Origin of the sequence: Paracoccus sp. J55 (genome assembly GCF_000513975.1) — a bacterium.
In the GTDB taxonomy this organism is placed as follows: domain Bacteria; phylum Pseudomonadota; class Alphaproteobacteria; order Rhodobacterales; family Rhodobacteraceae; genus Paracoccus.
In genome coordinates this window covers 311859-325963 of sequence record NZ_AZVA01000001.1, presented here as the reverse complement: position 1 = coordinate 325963, position 14105 = coordinate 311859, and the positions used below count along the sequence as shown (strand labels likewise).

At 67.7% G+C, this 14105-nt stretch carries 13 protein-coding genes; 6 read left to right on the top strand and 7 right to left on the bottom strand.

The window, feature by feature from the left end; genetic code table 11:
* Positions 1–29: 29 nt before the first annotated feature.
* Positions 30–920, bottom strand: coding sequence for a prephenate dehydratase (locus PARJ55_RS0101655; RefSeq protein WP_028711403.1), 891 nt, complete (start codon positions 918–920; stop codon positions 30–32).
* 154 nt (positions 921–1074) lie between these two features.
* Between PARJ55_RS0101655 and PARJ55_RS0101650 the strand changes: the two genes are divergently transcribed.
* The 6 genes from PARJ55_RS0101650 (at position 1075) to PARJ55_RS0101625 (ending at position 8748) form a co-directional block, all read left to right on the top strand.
* On the top strand, positions 1075–1599 hold the full coding sequence (locus PARJ55_RS0101650; RefSeq protein WP_028711402.1) for a cytochrome c family protein: 525 nt from the start codon (positions 1075–1077) through the stop codon (positions 1597–1599).
* 191 nt (positions 1600–1790) lie between these two features.
* Positions 1791–3653, top strand: a complete 1863-nt coding sequence (locus PARJ55_RS0101645) for an extracellular solute-binding protein (RefSeq protein ID WP_028711401.1) — start codon at positions 1791–1793, stop codon at positions 3651–3653.
* Between the two features lie 43 nt (positions 3654–3696).
* Positions 3697–4836, top strand: a complete 1140-nt coding sequence (locus PARJ55_RS0101640; protein WP_028711400.1) for a microcin C ABC transporter permease YejB — start codon at positions 3697–3699, stop codon at positions 4834–4836.
* Entirely contained in the window at positions 4836–5942 is a 1107-nt protein-coding gene (locus PARJ55_RS0101635; RefSeq protein WP_028711399.1) for an ABC transporter permease, read from the top strand. The genes PARJ55_RS0101640 and PARJ55_RS0101635 overlap by 1 nt, the downstream gene beginning before the upstream one ends.
* A complete protein-coding gene (locus PARJ55_RS0101630) occupies positions 5939–7534 on the top strand; it encodes an ABC transporter ATP-binding protein (protein WP_028711398.1) in 1596 nt (531 codons plus the stop codon). Before PARJ55_RS0101635 ends, PARJ55_RS0101630 begins: the two co-directional genes overlap by 4 nt.
* Positions 7531–8748 (top strand): glycosyltransferase, encoded by a 1218-nt coding sequence (locus tag PARJ55_RS0101625; protein WP_028711397.1) that lies wholly within the window; start codon positions 7531–7533, stop codon positions 8746–8748. The genes PARJ55_RS0101630 and PARJ55_RS0101625 overlap by 4 nt, the downstream gene beginning before the upstream one ends.
* A 42-nt stretch (positions 8749–8790) precedes the next feature.
* On the opposite strand, the gene PARJ55_RS0101620 is transcribed toward PARJ55_RS0101625, so the two are convergent.
* The 6 genes from PARJ55_RS0101620 to PARJ55_RS0101595 form a co-directional block, all read right to left on the bottom strand.
* On the bottom strand, positions 8791–9288 hold the full coding sequence (locus tag PARJ55_RS0101620; RefSeq protein WP_036697427.1) for a hypothetical protein: 498 nt from the start codon (positions 9286–9288) through the stop codon (positions 8791–8793).
* Positions 9289–9344: 56 nt separating this feature from the next.
* Complete coding sequence (locus PARJ55_RS0101615) at positions 9345–10070, bottom strand: molecular chaperone DjiA (RefSeq protein WP_028711395.1); 726 nt, start codon at positions 10068–10070, stop codon at positions 9345–9347.
* Positions 10071–10131: 61 nt separating this feature from the next.
* A complete protein-coding gene (gene cysW / locus PARJ55_RS0101610; RefSeq protein WP_028711394.1) occupies positions 10132–10956 on the bottom strand; it encodes a sulfate ABC transporter permease subunit CysW in 825 nt (274 codons plus the stop codon).
* The gene (cysT, locus tag PARJ55_RS0101605; RefSeq protein ID WP_028711393.1) at positions 10956–11801 is read right to left on the bottom strand and encodes a sulfate ABC transporter permease subunit CysT; all 846 of its coding nucleotides are present in this window, start codon (positions 11799–11801) and stop codon (positions 10956–10958) included. Before cysT ends, cysW begins: the two co-directional genes overlap by 1 nt.
* Complete coding sequence (locus PARJ55_RS0101600) at positions 11798–12796, bottom strand: sulfate ABC transporter substrate-binding protein (protein ID WP_028711392.1); 999 nt, start codon at positions 12794–12796, stop codon at positions 11798–11800. Before PARJ55_RS0101600 ends, cysT begins: the two co-directional genes overlap by 4 nt.
* Positions 12793–13893, bottom strand: coding sequence for a sulfate/molybdate ABC transporter ATP-binding protein (locus PARJ55_RS0101595; RefSeq protein ID WP_028711391.1), 1101 nt, complete (start codon positions 13891–13893; stop codon positions 12793–12795). The genes PARJ55_RS0101600 and PARJ55_RS0101595 overlap by 4 nt, the downstream gene beginning before the upstream one ends.
* Positions 13894–14105: the final 212 nt, after the last annotated feature.

Sequence of the window (14105 nt, the reverse complement as noted above, 5' to 3'; positions counted from 1 at the left end):
CGGCTGCCCGCCGCCGTTGCGGGCCGGCGCTATTGCGGCGCGGCTGCCTGCAGCTGCGCCGCGCGCAGCGGATCGGCCGGATAGACGCCCAGGATGTTCAGGCTGGAGGTGAAATAGTCCAGCTCCTCCAGCGCGCGGGCGACATGCGGGTCCTCGGGGTGGCCTTCGATATCGGCGTAGAACTGCGTCGCGGTGAAGACGCCGTCCACCATGTAGCTTTCCAGCTTGGTCATGTTGACGCCGTTGGTGGCGAAGCCGCCGAGCGCCTTGTAAAGCGCCGCCGGGATGTTGCGCACCCGGAAGACGAAGCTGGTCATCATGGTGGTGCCGCCCTGGGCATTGGTGCGGCGGCTGAAATCGGGCTGCCGCGCCATGACCAGGAAGCGGGTGGTGTTGTTCTGGCGGTCCTCGATCCCCGAGGCGAGCTCTTCGAGGCCGTAGATCTCGCCGGCCAGGGGCGCGGCCAGCGCCGCCAGCGCCTTTTCGCCGCGCCGCGCCACTTCCAGCGCCGAGCCGGCGGTGTCGGCCCCGACGATGCCGCGGATGGCGTGGCGGCGCAGGAAGCCGCGGCACTGGCCCAGAAGCACCGGGTGGCTCATCGCGTCGGTGACCTCGGACAGGCGGGTGCCGGGCACCGCCAGCAGGCTGATGCGGACCCGCACGAAGCCCTCGTCGATGATGTGCAGGCCGGTTTCGGGCAGCAGGTGATGGATGTCGGCGACCCGGCCATAGGTCGAGTTCTCGACCGGCAGCATGGCCAGCTCGGCCCGGCCGCCGCGCACCGCCTCGATCGTGTCCTCGAAGGTGCGGCAGGGCAGGGCCTCCATCTGCGGACGATAGAGGCGGCAGGCCTGATGGCTGTAGGCGCCGGGTTCGCCCTGGAATGCGATCACGTTCTGGGTCGGGACATCATCGGTCATGGCTCACACCTCGGCTTGGGGCGGCGCGCGCCCCGTATCGGGGCGGTTCTACCCCGGTTTTGTGTTCTGCGAGCGACAACTATACCTTGAACCGACGGAACAAAAGCGGATAGATACGGCCAAATCCACGGACAGACCCAAGGGATCCGCAGACATGTTCGACACCATGACCGTCACCAAGGCAGCCGGGGCTCTGATCGGCTCGCTTCTGTTCCTTCTGCTGATGGGCTGGGCGGCCTCGGGCATCTATCACGTCGGTCCCGCCGGTCATGGTGACGAGGAACATGCGCAGGCCTATTCCATCCCGGTCAAGGATGCGGGCGCCGATGCCGGCGAGGCCGAGGAGGAGGGCATCGATTTCGCCGCCGTCATGGCCTCGGCCGATGCCGCCGCCGGCGAGAAGGTCTTCGGCAAGTGCAAGGCCTGCCACAAGATGGACGGCACCGACGGCACCGGCCCGCATCTGAACGGCGTCGTCGGCCGCCCGGTCGCCGGGGTCGACGGCTTCAACTATTCGGACGGCATGAAGGCGCATGGCGGCGACTGGACGCATGACGCGCTGCAGGAATTCCTGACCAACCCGAAAGCCGTGGTCAAGGGCACCAAGATGGCCTTTGCCGGCCTGCCCAAGGTCGAGGACCGCGCCAACCTGATCGCTTATCTGGAAGCCCATCCCTAAGGCCCCTGCGTGCCGCAAAACCATGGCGGGCGTCCCCTTGGGGCGCCCTTTTTCTTGCCGGCACGGCGGCTTGCACGGGGCTGGCCGGGCGGATCACGCATTTGCATGTTGAACCGGGGCGGATGGCTGCTAGCCTTGCGCCCGAGGCGGCCGATGCCCGAGCCGGACAGAACAAGGATCAGCAAGACCCGATGACGATGCCCTTCCTGCGACATGCCCCGATGGTTGCGCTTATGGCTCTGATGCCCGGCTGGTCCCTGGCGCAGGAGCAGCCGCAACCCGGAACCATCCGCTCGCATGGAATCGCGATCTTCGGCACGCCGGAACTGCCTGCGGACTTCCCGCATCTGCGCTATGTGAACCCCGAGGCGCCGAAGGGCGGCGAGATCTCGGAATGGGCCAGCGGCGGCTTCGACAGCTACAATCCCTATACCCATCGCGGCCGCGCGGCGGCGCTGTCCAACGCCATGCTGGAGCCGCTGATGGAAAGCGTGGCCGACGAGATCGGCACCGCCTATTGCCTGCTTTGCGAGACCATCGAATACCCCGAAAGCCGCGACTGGGTGATCTTCCACCTGCGCCCCGAGGCGAAATTCTCGGACGGAACGCCGGTGACCGCGCATGACGTGCTGTTTTCCTTCGAGCTCTTGCGCGACAAGGGCCTGTCCTCCTATCGCACGATCATCTCGAAGATCGTCGCCAAGGCCGAGGTGATCGACGATCACAGCATCAAGTTCATCTTCCGGCCGGATTATCCGCGCCGCGACGTGATCCAGTCGGTGGGCGGCCAGATCGTCTTCTCGCGCGAGGATTTCCGCAAGAACAAGCGCGACATCGAACAGTCGAGCAATATCCCCTTCGTCGGCTCGGGGCCCTATATGTTCGACCGCGCCGACATGGGCCGCTCGATCACCCTGCGCCGCAATCCCGATTACTGGGGCAAGGACCTGCCGATCAATGTCGGGCGGCACAATTTCGACCGCATCCGCGTCGAGTATTTCGGCGATTACGACAGCGCCTTCGAGGCCTTCAAGGCCGGGGTCTACACGTTCCGCAACGAGGCGAGCTCGATCCACTGGGCGACGCGCTACGATTTCCCCGCCGTGCAGTCCGGCGCGGTGAAGAAGGAGGCACTGCCCGACGGCACCATCGCCTCGGGCCAGGGCTGGGTCTTCAACCTGCGCCGGCCGAAGTTCCAGGACATCCGCGTGCGCGAGGCCATCGGGCTCATGTTCAATTTCGAATGGTCGAACGAGACGCTGTTCTATGGGCTCTACGAGCGGGTGAACTCGCCCTGGGAAAACAGCCCGCTCATGGCCGAGGGCAAGCCGAGCGAAGCCGAGCTGGCGCTGCTGCAGCCGCTGGCCAAGGATCTGCCGCCCGGCGTGCTGACCGATGACGCCGTGCTGCAGCCGGTTTCGGGCAAGACGCAGCTTGACCGCAGGAACATGCGCGATGCCGCCCGGCTGCTGGACGAGGCGGGCTGGAAGCCGGGCGCGGACGGGCTGCGCCGCAACGCCAAGGGCGAGCTGCTGCGGGTCGAGTTCCTGAACGACAGCGCCACCTTCGACCGGGTGATCAACCCCTTCGTGCAGAACCTGCGCGCCGTGGGCATCGACGCGGTGAACCTGCGGGTGGACGATGCACAACTGACGGCGCGCACCCGCAGCCACGATTTCGACATCGTGACGGATCAGCTGGCCCAGAGCTATTTCCTGTCCGGAGACACCGAGCAGACCTTCGGTTCGGAAAATGTCGGCGACGTGTTCAACCCGATGGGCCTGGCCAATCCGGCCATCGACCGGCTGATCCAGCTGGGCATCGAGGCGACCACGCAGGAAGAGATGACCACCGTTGCCCATGCGCTGGACCGCAGCCTGCGCGCCCTGCGCTTCTGGGTGCCGCAATGGTTCAAGGCCGAGCATACCGTCGCCTATTACGACATCTTCGGCCATCCCGAGACCTTGCCGCCCTATGCGCTGGGCGAGCTTGATTTCTGGTGGCATGACGCGGATAAGGCGGCAAAGCTGAAACAATCCGGCGCGCTGCGCTAGGGCCTTCGGGACCGGCGCGGATCAAGGCGGAGCAAGGGGACGGATGGCAGCCTATATCCTGCGGCGCTTGCTGCTGATCATACCCACGCTGATCGGCATCATGCTGGTCAATTTCACGCTGACGCAATTCGTCCCCGGCGGCCCGATCGAACAGATCATCGCCCGCGTCCAGGGCGAGGGCGACGCGCTGCGCAACATCACCGGCGGCGCCGGCGAGGCGCCGCAGAACACCGAATATGCCGGTGCCCGCGGCATCCCGCCCGAGCTGCTGGACCAGCTGGAAGTGCAGATGGGCTTTGCCAAGATCGTCTGCGCGCCCGATCATCAGGGCGAGCCTGACCTGAGGTCGCCCGATTGCGACAAGGAAAAGATCGGCGCGGCCGAGCGTTTCCTGATCATGCTGGGCAATTACGTCCGCTTCGATTTCGGCATCAGTTTCTTCCGCTCGATCTCGGTGATCGACCTGGTGCTGGAAAAGATGCCGGTCTCGATCACGCTGGGGCTGTGGTCGACGCTGATCGCCTATCTGATCTCGATCCCGCTGGGCATCCGCAAGGCGGTCCGGAACGGCACGCCCTTCGACACCTGGACTTCGGGTGCGATCATCGTCGGCTATGCCATCCCGGCCTTCCTGTTCGCGGTGCTGCTGATGGTGCTGTTCGCGGGCGGCAGCTACTGGCAGATCTTTCCGCTGCGCGGGCTGACCTCGGACAACTGGGCCGATCTGAGCCTCTGGGGCAAGGTCAAGGACTACCTGTGGCACATCGCCCTGCCGGTGACGGCCACCACCATCTCCAGCTTCGCCACGCTGACGCTCTTGACCAAGAACAGCTTCCTGGACGAGATCAACAAGCAATATGTGATGACCGCCCGCGCCAAGGGCCTGACCGAGGGCCGGGTGCTTTACGGCCATGTCTTCCGCAACGCCATGCTGATCGTGATCGCCGGGTTTCCGTCGATGTTCCTCGGCGTGTTCTTCGGCTCCTCGATCCTGATCGAGACCATCTTCTCGCTCGACGGCCTCGGGCGGCTGGGCTTCGAGGCGGCGGTGCAGCGCGACTACCCGGTGATCTTCGGCACGCTTTACGTCTTCGGCCTGCTGGGCCTGCTGGTCGGGATCCTTTCGGACCTGATGTATGTGCTGGTCGACCCGCGCATCGATTTCGAGCGGAGGGCCGGCTGATGGCGATGACCGAGCTGAACCGCCGCCGGCTGCGCAATTTCCGCCGCAACAAGCGCGCCTTCTGGTCGCTGGTCGTCTTCACCATCCTGTTCGTCGCCTCGCTGTTCGCGGAACTGATCGCCAACGACAAGCCGATCCTGGTCAGCTATCGGGGCGAGCTGCATTTCCCGGTCTATCGCTTCTATCCCGAGACCGCCTTCGGCGGCGATTTCGGCACCGAGGCGATCTATACCGATCCGGGCGTGCAATGCCTGATCCGCACCGGCGGAAGGCCCGAATGCTGGGACGACCCCGAGGCGACCGAGCAGGAGGCGCGCGAAACCGGCACGGTCGCGGGCGAGCCGGTCGAGAAGGGCTGGATGCTCTGGCCGCCGATCCCCTATCACTATCGCACCATCAACAATGTCGGCACCGCCCCCAGCGCGCCGGACAGCGCCCATTGGCTGGGCACCGACGACACCTCGCGCGATGTGCTGGCGCGGGTGATCTACGGCTTCCGCCTGTCGATCCTGTTCACGCTGATCGTGACCGTGGTCGCCTCGCTTCTGGGCATCGCGGCGGGCGCGGTGCAGGGCTATTTTGGCGGGCGCACCGATCTGGTCTTTCAGAGATTGCTTGAGATATGGAGCTCAACCCCTTCGCTTTACGTGATTATCATCCTGTTCGCGATCCTGGGGCGAAGTTTCTGGCTGCTGGTCTTCGTCTCGATCCTGTTCGGCTGGCCGGCATTGGTCGGCGTGGTGCGGGCCGAGTTTCTGCGGGCGCGCAACTTCGAATATGTCCGGGCGGCGCGGGCGCTGGGGGTGAATGACCGCACGATCATGTTCCGCCATATCCTGCCCAATGCCATGGTGGCGACGCTGACCATGCTGCCCTTCGTGGTCACCGGCACCATCTCGTCGCTGGCGGCGCTGGATTATCTGGGCTACGGCCTGCCCAGCTCGGCCCCCTCGCTGGGCGAGCTGGCCCTGCAGGCCAAGCAGAACCTGCAGGCGCCCTGGCTGGGCTTCACCGCCTTCTTCAGCTTCGCCATCATGCTGTCGCTGCTGGTGTTCATCTTCGAGGGCGTGCGCGACGCCTTCGACCCAAGAAAGACCTTCCGATGACGCCGGTTCTGAAAGTCAGCGACCTGCGGGTGGGGTTCCGGCAGGACGGGCAGCTGGTGCCCGCCGTCAAGGGCGTCAGCTTCACCGTGGGCAAGGGCGAGACGGTGGCGCTGGTCGGCGAATCCGGCTCGGGCAAGTCGGTCACCGCGCTGTCGACCGTGCGGCTGCTGGGCGAGGCGGCCGAGGTCGCGGGCTCGGTCCGCTATGCTGGGCGCGAATTGCTGGGCGCTTCCGAGCCCGAGCTGCGCCGGGTGCGCGGCAATGACATCAGCTTCATCTTCCAGGAGCCGATGACCTCGCTGAACCCGCTGCACACGCTGGAGCGGCAGTTGGCCGAAAGCCTGGCGCTGCATCAGGGGCTGCGCGGTGCGGCGGCGCGGGCGCGGATCATCGAGCTGCTGACCCGCGTCGGAATCCGCGACCCGGAAACGCGGCTGGCCGATTACCCGCACCAGCTGTCCGGCGGCCAACGCCAGCGGGTGATGATCGCCATGGCGCTGGCGAACGGGCCGGAACTGCTGATCGCCGACGAGCCGACGACGGCGCTGGACGTGACCATCCAGGCGCAGATCATGGAGCTGCTGGCCGAACTCAAGGCCGCCGAGGGGCTGTCGATGCTGTTCATCAGCCACGACCTGGGCTTGGTGCGCCGCATCGCCGACCGGGTCTGCGTGATGAAGGGCGGCGAGATCGTCGAGCAGGGCCCGGTCGAGCAGATATTCTCCGATCCGCAGCACGACTATACCCGCATGCTGCTGGCGGCCGAGCCCAAGGGCCGGGCCGAGCCGATCACCGGCGATGCGCCGCAGATCGTGGCGACCCGGGACCTCAAGGTCTGGTTCCCGATCCAGCGCGGCTTCCTGCGCCGCACCGTCGGCCACGTCAAGGCGGTGAACGGCGCCACGCTGTCGGTCCGGGCAGGCGAGACGCTGGGCATCGTCGGCGAATCCGGCTCGGGCAAGACCACGCTGGCGCTGGCGATCATGCGGCTGATCGAAAGCGACGGGCCGATCCTCTACATGGGCCGCGACATTTCCAAGGTGCCGGGCCGGGCGCTGCGCGGCCTGCGCCGCGACATGCAGATCGTGTTCCAGGACCCCTATGGCAGCCTGTCGCCGCGCATGACGGTCGAGCAGATCATCGCCGAGGGCCTGGGCGTGCACGGCGTCGAACCCGGCCGCAACCGCCGCGAGATGGTGGATGAGATCATGCGCGAGGTCGGGCTGGACCCCGCCACCATGCACCGCTATCCGCATGAATTCAGCGGCGGCCAGCGCCAGCGCATCGCCATCGCCCGCGCCATGATCCTGAATCCCAAGCTGGTGGTCCTGGACGAGCCGACCTCGGCGCTGGACATGACCGTGCAGGTGCAGATCGTCGAGCTGCTGCGCCGCTTGCAGAAAAAGCACGGGCTGGCCTTCCTGTTCATCAGCCACGACCTGCGCGCGGTGCGCGCCATGTCGCACCAGATCATGGTCATGCGCGCCGGCGAGGTGGTCGAGCAGGGCGCGACCCAGGCGGTCTTCGACCATCCGCAAAGCGACTATACCCGCCGCCTGATCGAGGCGGCCTTCCTGACGGCCATCGCATGAAAATCCTGTTCGTCCACCAGAATTTCCCGGCGCAGTTCCTGCATCTGGCGCCGGCCCTGGCGGCGCGCGGCCATCACGTGCTGGGCCTGACGGACGAGACGAACCCGCGCCCCTCGCCGGTCCGGGTGGTGCGCTACAAGGCGCCGGGCGAGCTGAAGCTGCCGCCGATGCTGGGCCGCACCTATAGCGACCATGCCGAGCGCGGCTGGCTGGCCGCGCGCGGCTGCCGGGCATTGCGCGACCGGCACGGCTATACGCCCGACGTGATCTTCGGCCATAGCGGCTGGGGCGAGACGCTGTTCCTGCGCGAGATCTGGCCCGAGGCGAAGCTGCTGGTCTATGCCGAACTCATGTATCGCACCCGTGGCCACGACGTCGGTTTCGACCCCGAGATCAGCCCGGACAGCGACGAGGGGCGGGTCAGCACCGTCGCCCGCTCGGCGCATCTGATCCAGGGGCTGGTGCAGGCCGATGCCGGGCTGGCGCCGACCGAATACCAGGCGCATTCCTTTCCGCCCGAGCTGCGCGGCAAGCTGACGGTGATCCATGACGGCATCGACACGCTGAAGGTCTGCCCCAATCCGCTGGCTGAATTCCTGCTGCCCGACGGGCGCAAGCTGCAGGCCGGGGACGAGGTGCTGACCTATGTCTCGCGTTCGCTGGAGCCCTATCGCGGCTTTCACCGCTTCATGCGCGCGCTGCCCCAAGTGCTGCGGGCGCGGCCGGATGCGCAGGTGGTGCTGGTCGGCGGCGACGGCGTCAGCTATGGCGGCCTGCCCCGGGACGCGGCCAGCTGGAAGGAAAAGCTGCTGGCGGAACTGGACGGCCGGCTGGACCCGGCGCGCGTGCATTTCATGGGCCGCGTGCCCTATCCGCAATATCTGGCGCTGCTGCAGGTGGCCCGGGTGCATTGCTACCTGACCTATCCCTTCGTGCTCAGCTGGTCGCTGACCGAGGCGATGGCGGCGGGGTGCTATGTCGTCGGCTCGGATACCGAGCCGGTGCGCGAACTGGTCCGCGACGGCGAAAACGGCCGGCTGGTGCCGTTCTTCGACCAGCCGGCGCTGGAGGCGGCGCTGATCCGCGGGCTGGCCGGCGATCCCGATGCCGCGCGGCTGCAGGCGGCGGCGCGGCAGACGATCCTGGACGGCTATGACCTGCATCGGCACAGCCTGCCGCGGCTGATCGACTGGGTCGAGAGCTTCGCGCCCTGAAGCGTTTCCGGGGACAATCGGCGTCCACCTGTTGGAAATGCCTTAAAGCTCGATCTCGCTTTCCGGGTCGCGCTCGGGCAGCGGCTGCGGCACGCCGGGATCGTCCGGGCGCGGGTTCAGGCGCGGATCGTCCCCGGGCGGCGGGCGCAGCATGTCGCGCAGCGTATCGCCCACCGGCGGCGGTGGCGGCGCGTCGGCGCGGCGGCGGATAAGGATATCGCCGTTTTCCAGCCGCTCGGGCGCTTGGTAATGGCGCACGTCGTCCATCAGCTTGCCGATATCCTGCAGCACCGGCGCGACCGAGCCCAGCGTGTCGCCCAGGTCCCGGCCAAGCCGGTCCAGATGCGGTTCGGCCCGATCCAGCAGATTGCGCATGAAGTTTTCCAGACCGCGTTCCAGCGTGTCGGATTCCGGGGCGGGCGTCGCCTCGGGCGTCATCTCGGGCGGCGGCTCGTCGGCCAGCGGCGGCTCGTAATCCTGCGCCATGGCGGCGGGGGACATGAGCACGCAGAGCATCAGGGCGAGAACGGGATTGCGCATAGGCCGGTCCTTCGGCTGTTCGCAGGGGAAACGGGCGCCGGTCCGGGCGGGTTCCCTCAGGCCGGGCGCATCCGGTGCATGTTGCGGAAATTCTCCCAGGCCTCGTTCAGGGCGCGGGTGCGGGCCTCGGCCAGGCGGATCGCCTCGGGCGGCAGGCCGCGGGCCAGGGCGCGGTCGGGGTGGCTTTCACGCACCAGTTCGCGCCAGCGCCGCCGCGCCTCGGGCAGCGGCGTGTCGGGCGTCACGCCCAGCACCTCGCAGGAAGGGCAGCCCTGCCGGCGGTCGTGGCGGGCGCGGATCGCCGCCACCTGCGCGGGCGGCAGGCCGAAGATGCGCGCCACCTCGTCGATGAAGATGATCTCGGCTTCGTGCAGGTCGCTGTCGGCGACGGCGATGATGAACAGCCCCTCGACCACATCGGCCAGCACCGGGTCGCCTGGCGGGAACATGGCCGCGATGCGCCGCGCCCAGGCGTCGAAACCGGCGACATCCTGCCGCGCCAGGTCGAAGACCCGGGCGGCGTTCTTTTCCTCGGAGCGGGGGATGATGAAGACGCGGCGAAAGGCCGCCACCTCGGAACGCGCCACGGCGCCGTCGGCCTTGGCAAGCTTGGCCCCCAGCGCGATCACCGCGATGGTGAAGGCCACCGATTTCTCTGGCGGGGTGGCGGCACGGCGCGCGCCGACGATCGCCGCCAGCCGGTCGGCGATGCGCTGCCAGAAGCTGCGCGGCTTGGGCAGTTCGGGGCAGGTCTTCTGCGGGTCCTTGATCGCGGCATCCATGGCAGCAGCCTAGGCGGGGCGGGATGCCAAGTCCACTGACATTCCCGCCAGTTACGAGGCGTTACCTGCGGCTTTCCAGCGCCGCCTTCACGACCAGCACCACCAGCGCAATGACGGTCAGGGTCGAGGCGGCGGCAAAGGCGCCGGTGGTGTTGAGGTCGTTGAACATCAGCTCGATCTGCAGCGGCAGGGTGTTGGTCTGGCCGCGGATCGAGCCCGAAACCACCGAGACTCCGCCGAATTCGCCCACCGCCCGAGCCGTGCACAGCACCGCGCCGTAAAGCAGCGCCCAGCGGATATTGGGCAGGGTGACGCGGGAAAACACCTGCCAGCCGCGCGCGCCCAGGGTGACTGCCGCCTGCTCCTGTTCCGAGCCTTGCGCCTGCATCAGCGGCAGCACCTCGCGCACCACGAAGGGGGCGGTGACGAACATGGTGACCAGCACGATGCCGGGCAGGGCGAACATCACCTTCAGGTCATGCGCGGCCAGCCAGGGACCCAGCAGGCCCTGCCGGCCGTAAAGCAGCAGGTAGCAGATGCCGGCGATGATCGGCGAGATCGAGAAGGGGATCTCGATCAGCACCATCAGCAGCTTGCGCCCCGGAAAGCGGAAGCGGGCGATGGCCCAGGCGGCGGCGATGCCGAAGGCGATGTTGACCGGCACCACGATCACCGCGACCACCGTGGTCAGCCAGATCGCATGCAGGACCAGCGGATCGGCAATGTTCTTCAGATAGACCGCCCAGCCCTCGGCGAAGGCGCGCCAGAAGATGAAGGCCAGGGGCGCCACGACAAAGATCGCCGTCAGCACGAAGGCCAGCCCGATCAGCAGGCGCGGCACCGTGCGGCTTTGGCCGGGGGCATGGGTAAGGGCGAGGGTGCTCATCACCGGGCCTCCAGATGGCGGGCGGCCCGGAACTGGATCAGGTTCGACAGCGCCAGCAGGATCAGCGCAATGAGCAGCAGCACCAGCGCAATGGCGGCTGCGCCCTGATAGTCGTATTCCTCCAGCCGGATGAAGGCCAGCAGCGCCGCGATCTCGGTCTTGAAGGGCAGGTTGCCGGCGATGAACACCACCGCGCCGAACTCGCCCAGGGATCGGGCGAAGGCCACGGTCGAGCCCGCCAGCCAGGCCGGCAGGATCGCCGGCAGCACGACGCGGCGGAAGATGGCGAAGGGCCGGGCGCCCAGCGTCATCGCCGCCTGTTCCAGCGCCGGGTCCAGATCCTCCAGCACCGGCTGGATGGCGCGCACCACGAAGGGGATCGAGGTGAAGGTCATCGCCAGGATCACGCCGCCCAGCGTATAGACCAGCTCGATCCCCGCCCCGGTCAGCGGCGCGCCGAACCAGCCGTTCGCGGAGTAAAGCGCGGTCAGCGAGATGCCGGCGACGGCGGTCGGCAGGGCGAAGGGAATGTCCATCAGCGCGTCAAGGATGCGCTTGCCCGGAAAGTCGTAGCGCGTCAGCACCCAGGCCATCAGCAGGCCGTAGAAGGCGTTGAAGACGGTGGCCGCGGCGGCGGCGGTCAGCGTCACCCGCAAGGCCGCCAGCGTGCGCGGCGCGGTGACGATGGCCCAGAACCGTGCCGGGCCGATCTCGGCCCCTTTCAGCACCAGCGCCACCACCGGGATCAGGATCACCAGCGCGACGTAAAGCAGCGTCGTGCCGAGGCTCAGCGAGAACCCCGGCAAAACGCGTTTCGCGCGGATGGGCGCGGCGGCGGCGGTCATTGGTTGACGAAGACCTTGTCGAGGATGCCGCCCTCGGCCAGATGCTCGGCCGTGACCTTGTCCCAGCCGCCGAAGACCTCGTCCACGGTCAAGAGCTTCACCTCGGGGAACTCGGCGGCGTATTTCGCCGTCACCGCCTCGTCGGTGGTGCGGAAATGGTTCTCGGCCAGCGTCTCCTGCGCCTCGGGCGAATAGAGCCAGTTGAGATATTCCGTCGAGATTTCGGTGGTGCCGTTCTTCTCGGCGTTCTCGGTCACCACGGCGACCGGGAAGGCGGCGAAGAGGCTGGTCGCCGGTGTCACCGCCTCGAAGCCCTGCGCCTCGTATTGCTTGGCAATGGCCTTGGTCTCGGCCTCGAAGGTGATGAGCACGTCGCCGATATTGCGCTCGGCGAAGGTCTGGGTGGCGGCGCGGCCGCCGGTGTCGAAGACCGGCACGTTGGCAAAGATCTTGCCCACGAATTCCTGCGCCTTCTCGGGCGTGCCGCCCTCTTGCGTCAGGGCATAGGCATAGGCGGCCAGATAGGTATAGCGCCCGTTGCCGCTGGTCTTGGGGTTCGGGAACACCGCCTGCACGTCGTCGCGCGCCAGGTCCGCCCAGTCCTTGATGCCCTTGGGATTGCCCTCGCGCACCAGGAAGGCCGGCAGCGAGTAATAGGGCGAGGCGCCGTTGGGCAGGGCCTCGCGCCAGTTCTCGGCCACCAGCCCGCCCTCGGCCAGCACGTCCACGTCGGTTTCCTGATTGAAGGTCACCACATCGGCCGGCAGCCCCTCGAGGATGGCGCGCGCCTGTTTCGACGAGCCGGCATGGCTTTGGTCGATGGTCACGTCGCGGCCGGTCTTGTCCTTCCAATAGGCCTGGAATTCGGGGTTCAGCGCCTCGAACAGCTCGCGGGCGATGTCATAGCTGACATTCAGGATCTTGTCCTGGGCCAGCGCCGGGGTGGACCCCAGCAGAAGCGCCAGCGCGGCGACGTGAAGCTTGCGGATCATCATAGGCTTTTCTCCTTGCGGGGGAATTCGGCGGCGGCGGCCTGCGGCGGCAGGGCGCGGGGGCCGGGAAAGATCGTGCCCGCCTCGGGGCGCAGGTTGACGCGGGCGCCGGGGACGAGGCCCTGCGCCTCGGGCGCGCGGCGGGGCAGGTCGATGCCGAAATGACCGGTGCCGTCGGTCAGGTCCAGCCGCAGCAGGGCGCCGTTGCTGGTGCGGTGCGCGACCTGCCAGCGCCCGGCAGGATCGGTCAGCGGCGTCACGTCGGCGGGGCGCAGGAACAGCGTGGCCGGACCGTCGGGCAGGGCGCTGCGCGGCAGGCGGCTGCTGTCCAGCCCCTGCGCCTCGGCGCGGCCGGCCTGCAGCACCACCGGCAATTCGATGGTCGCGCCCATGAAGCGGGCGACGAAAGGGCTGGCGGGGTGGTCGTGGATCTGGTCGGCATTGCCGATCTGCTCGATCCGGCCCTCGCCCATCACCACGACGCGGTCGGCCAGCTCGAAGGCTTCCTCCTGGTCATGGGTGACGAAGATCGTGGTCGAGCCGGTCTCGTCATGCACTTCGCGCAGCCAGGCGCGCAGGTCGCGGCGCACGGCGGCGTCCAGCGCACCGAAAGGCTCGTCGAGCAGCAGCACCGTGGGCTCGATGGCCAGCGCCCGACCAAGCGCGACGCGCTGGCGCTGCCCGCCCGAAAGCTGCGCCGGGTAACGGTCGCCCAGATGCGCGATCTGCAGGAATTCCAGCAGCTGGTCCACCTTGGCCGCGATGACCGCCTTGCCCGGTCGCTGGGCGCGCGGGCGCACGGTCAGGCCGAAGGCGATATTGTCGCGCACGCTCATATGCGGGAACAGCGCGTAATGCTGGAAGACGAAGCCGATGCGCCGGTCCTGCGCCGCCAGGTGCAGCCAGTCCGCGCCATGCACCACCAGCCCGCCAGAATTCGGCCATTCCAGCCCGGCGATGATCTTCAGCAGCGTGGTCTTTCCCGAACCCGAGGGTCCGAGCAGCGCCACCAGCTCGCCCGATTCGATGGTCAGGTCGATGCCGCGCAGCACCGCGGTGCCGTCGAAGCTTTTGGTCATGTGCTCGATGACGATGGACATGGCGCCTCCGTTTTCGGGCCAGAGGTAACGGGCCGGCCGGGGCCCGGCAAGGCGGCCGGGCCTCTGGCGCATGGGCGGGCGGCGAATGTTTTCCCAAGCCCGGCCGGGCGGAGGACCGCTGTTCCCGGCCCGCCGGGCCCCGGGCGGAAACCGTCCGGGCCGGGGCAGGCGCGCAAACGCATTCTTCCTTATTTTTCATGCCGCCCTGCGGC

Excerpts from the sequence above, each read along its gene's own strand:
- PARJ55_RS0101655 (WP_028711403.1), bottom strand. The coding sequence starts at position 920 with ATGACCGATGATGTCCCGACCCAGAACGTGATCGCATTCCAGGGCGAA.
- PARJ55_RS0101650 (WP_028711402.1), top strand. The coding sequence starts at position 1,075 with ATGTTCGACACCATGACCGTCACCAAGGCAGCCGGGGCTCTGATCGGC.
- PARJ55_RS0101645 (WP_028711401.1), top strand. The coding sequence starts at position 1,791 with ATGACGATGCCCTTCCTGCGACATGCCCCGATGGTTGCGCTTATGGCT.
- PARJ55_RS0101640 (WP_028711400.1), top strand. The coding sequence starts at position 3,697 with ATGGCAGCCTATATCCTGCGGCGCTTGCTGCTGATCATACCCACGCTG.
- PARJ55_RS0101635 (WP_028711399.1), top strand. The coding sequence starts at position 4,836 with ATGGCGATGACCGAGCTGAACCGCCGCCGGCTGCGCAATTTCCGCCGC.
- PARJ55_RS0101630 (WP_028711398.1), top strand. The coding sequence starts at position 5,939 with ATGACGCCGGTTCTGAAAGTCAGCGACCTGCGGGTGGGGTTCCGGCAG.
- PARJ55_RS0101625 (WP_028711397.1), top strand. The coding sequence starts at position 7,531 with ATGAAAATCCTGTTCGTCCACCAGAATTTCCCGGCGCAGTTCCTGCAT.
- PARJ55_RS0101620 (WP_036697427.1), bottom strand. The coding sequence starts at position 9,288 with ATGCGCAATCCCGTTCTCGCCCTGATGCTCTGCGTGCTCATGTCCCCC.
- PARJ55_RS0101615 (WP_028711395.1), bottom strand. The coding sequence starts at position 10,070 with ATGGATGCCGCGATCAAGGACCCGCAGAAGACCTGCCCCGAACTGCCC.
- cysW (WP_028711394.1), bottom strand. The coding sequence starts at position 10,956 with ATGAGCACCCTCGCCCTTACCCATGCCCCCGGCCAAAGCCGCACGGTG.
- cysT (WP_028711393.1), bottom strand. The coding sequence starts at position 11,801 with ATGACCGCCGCCGCCGCGCCCATCCGCGCGAAACGCGTTTTGCCGGGG.
- PARJ55_RS0101600 (WP_028711392.1), bottom strand. The coding sequence starts at position 12,796 with ATGATGATCCGCAAGCTTCACGTCGCCGCGCTGGCGCTTCTGCTGGGG.
- PARJ55_RS0101595 (WP_028711391.1), bottom strand. The coding sequence starts at position 13,893 with ATGTCCATCGTCATCGAGCACATGACCAAAAGCTTCGACGGCACCGCG.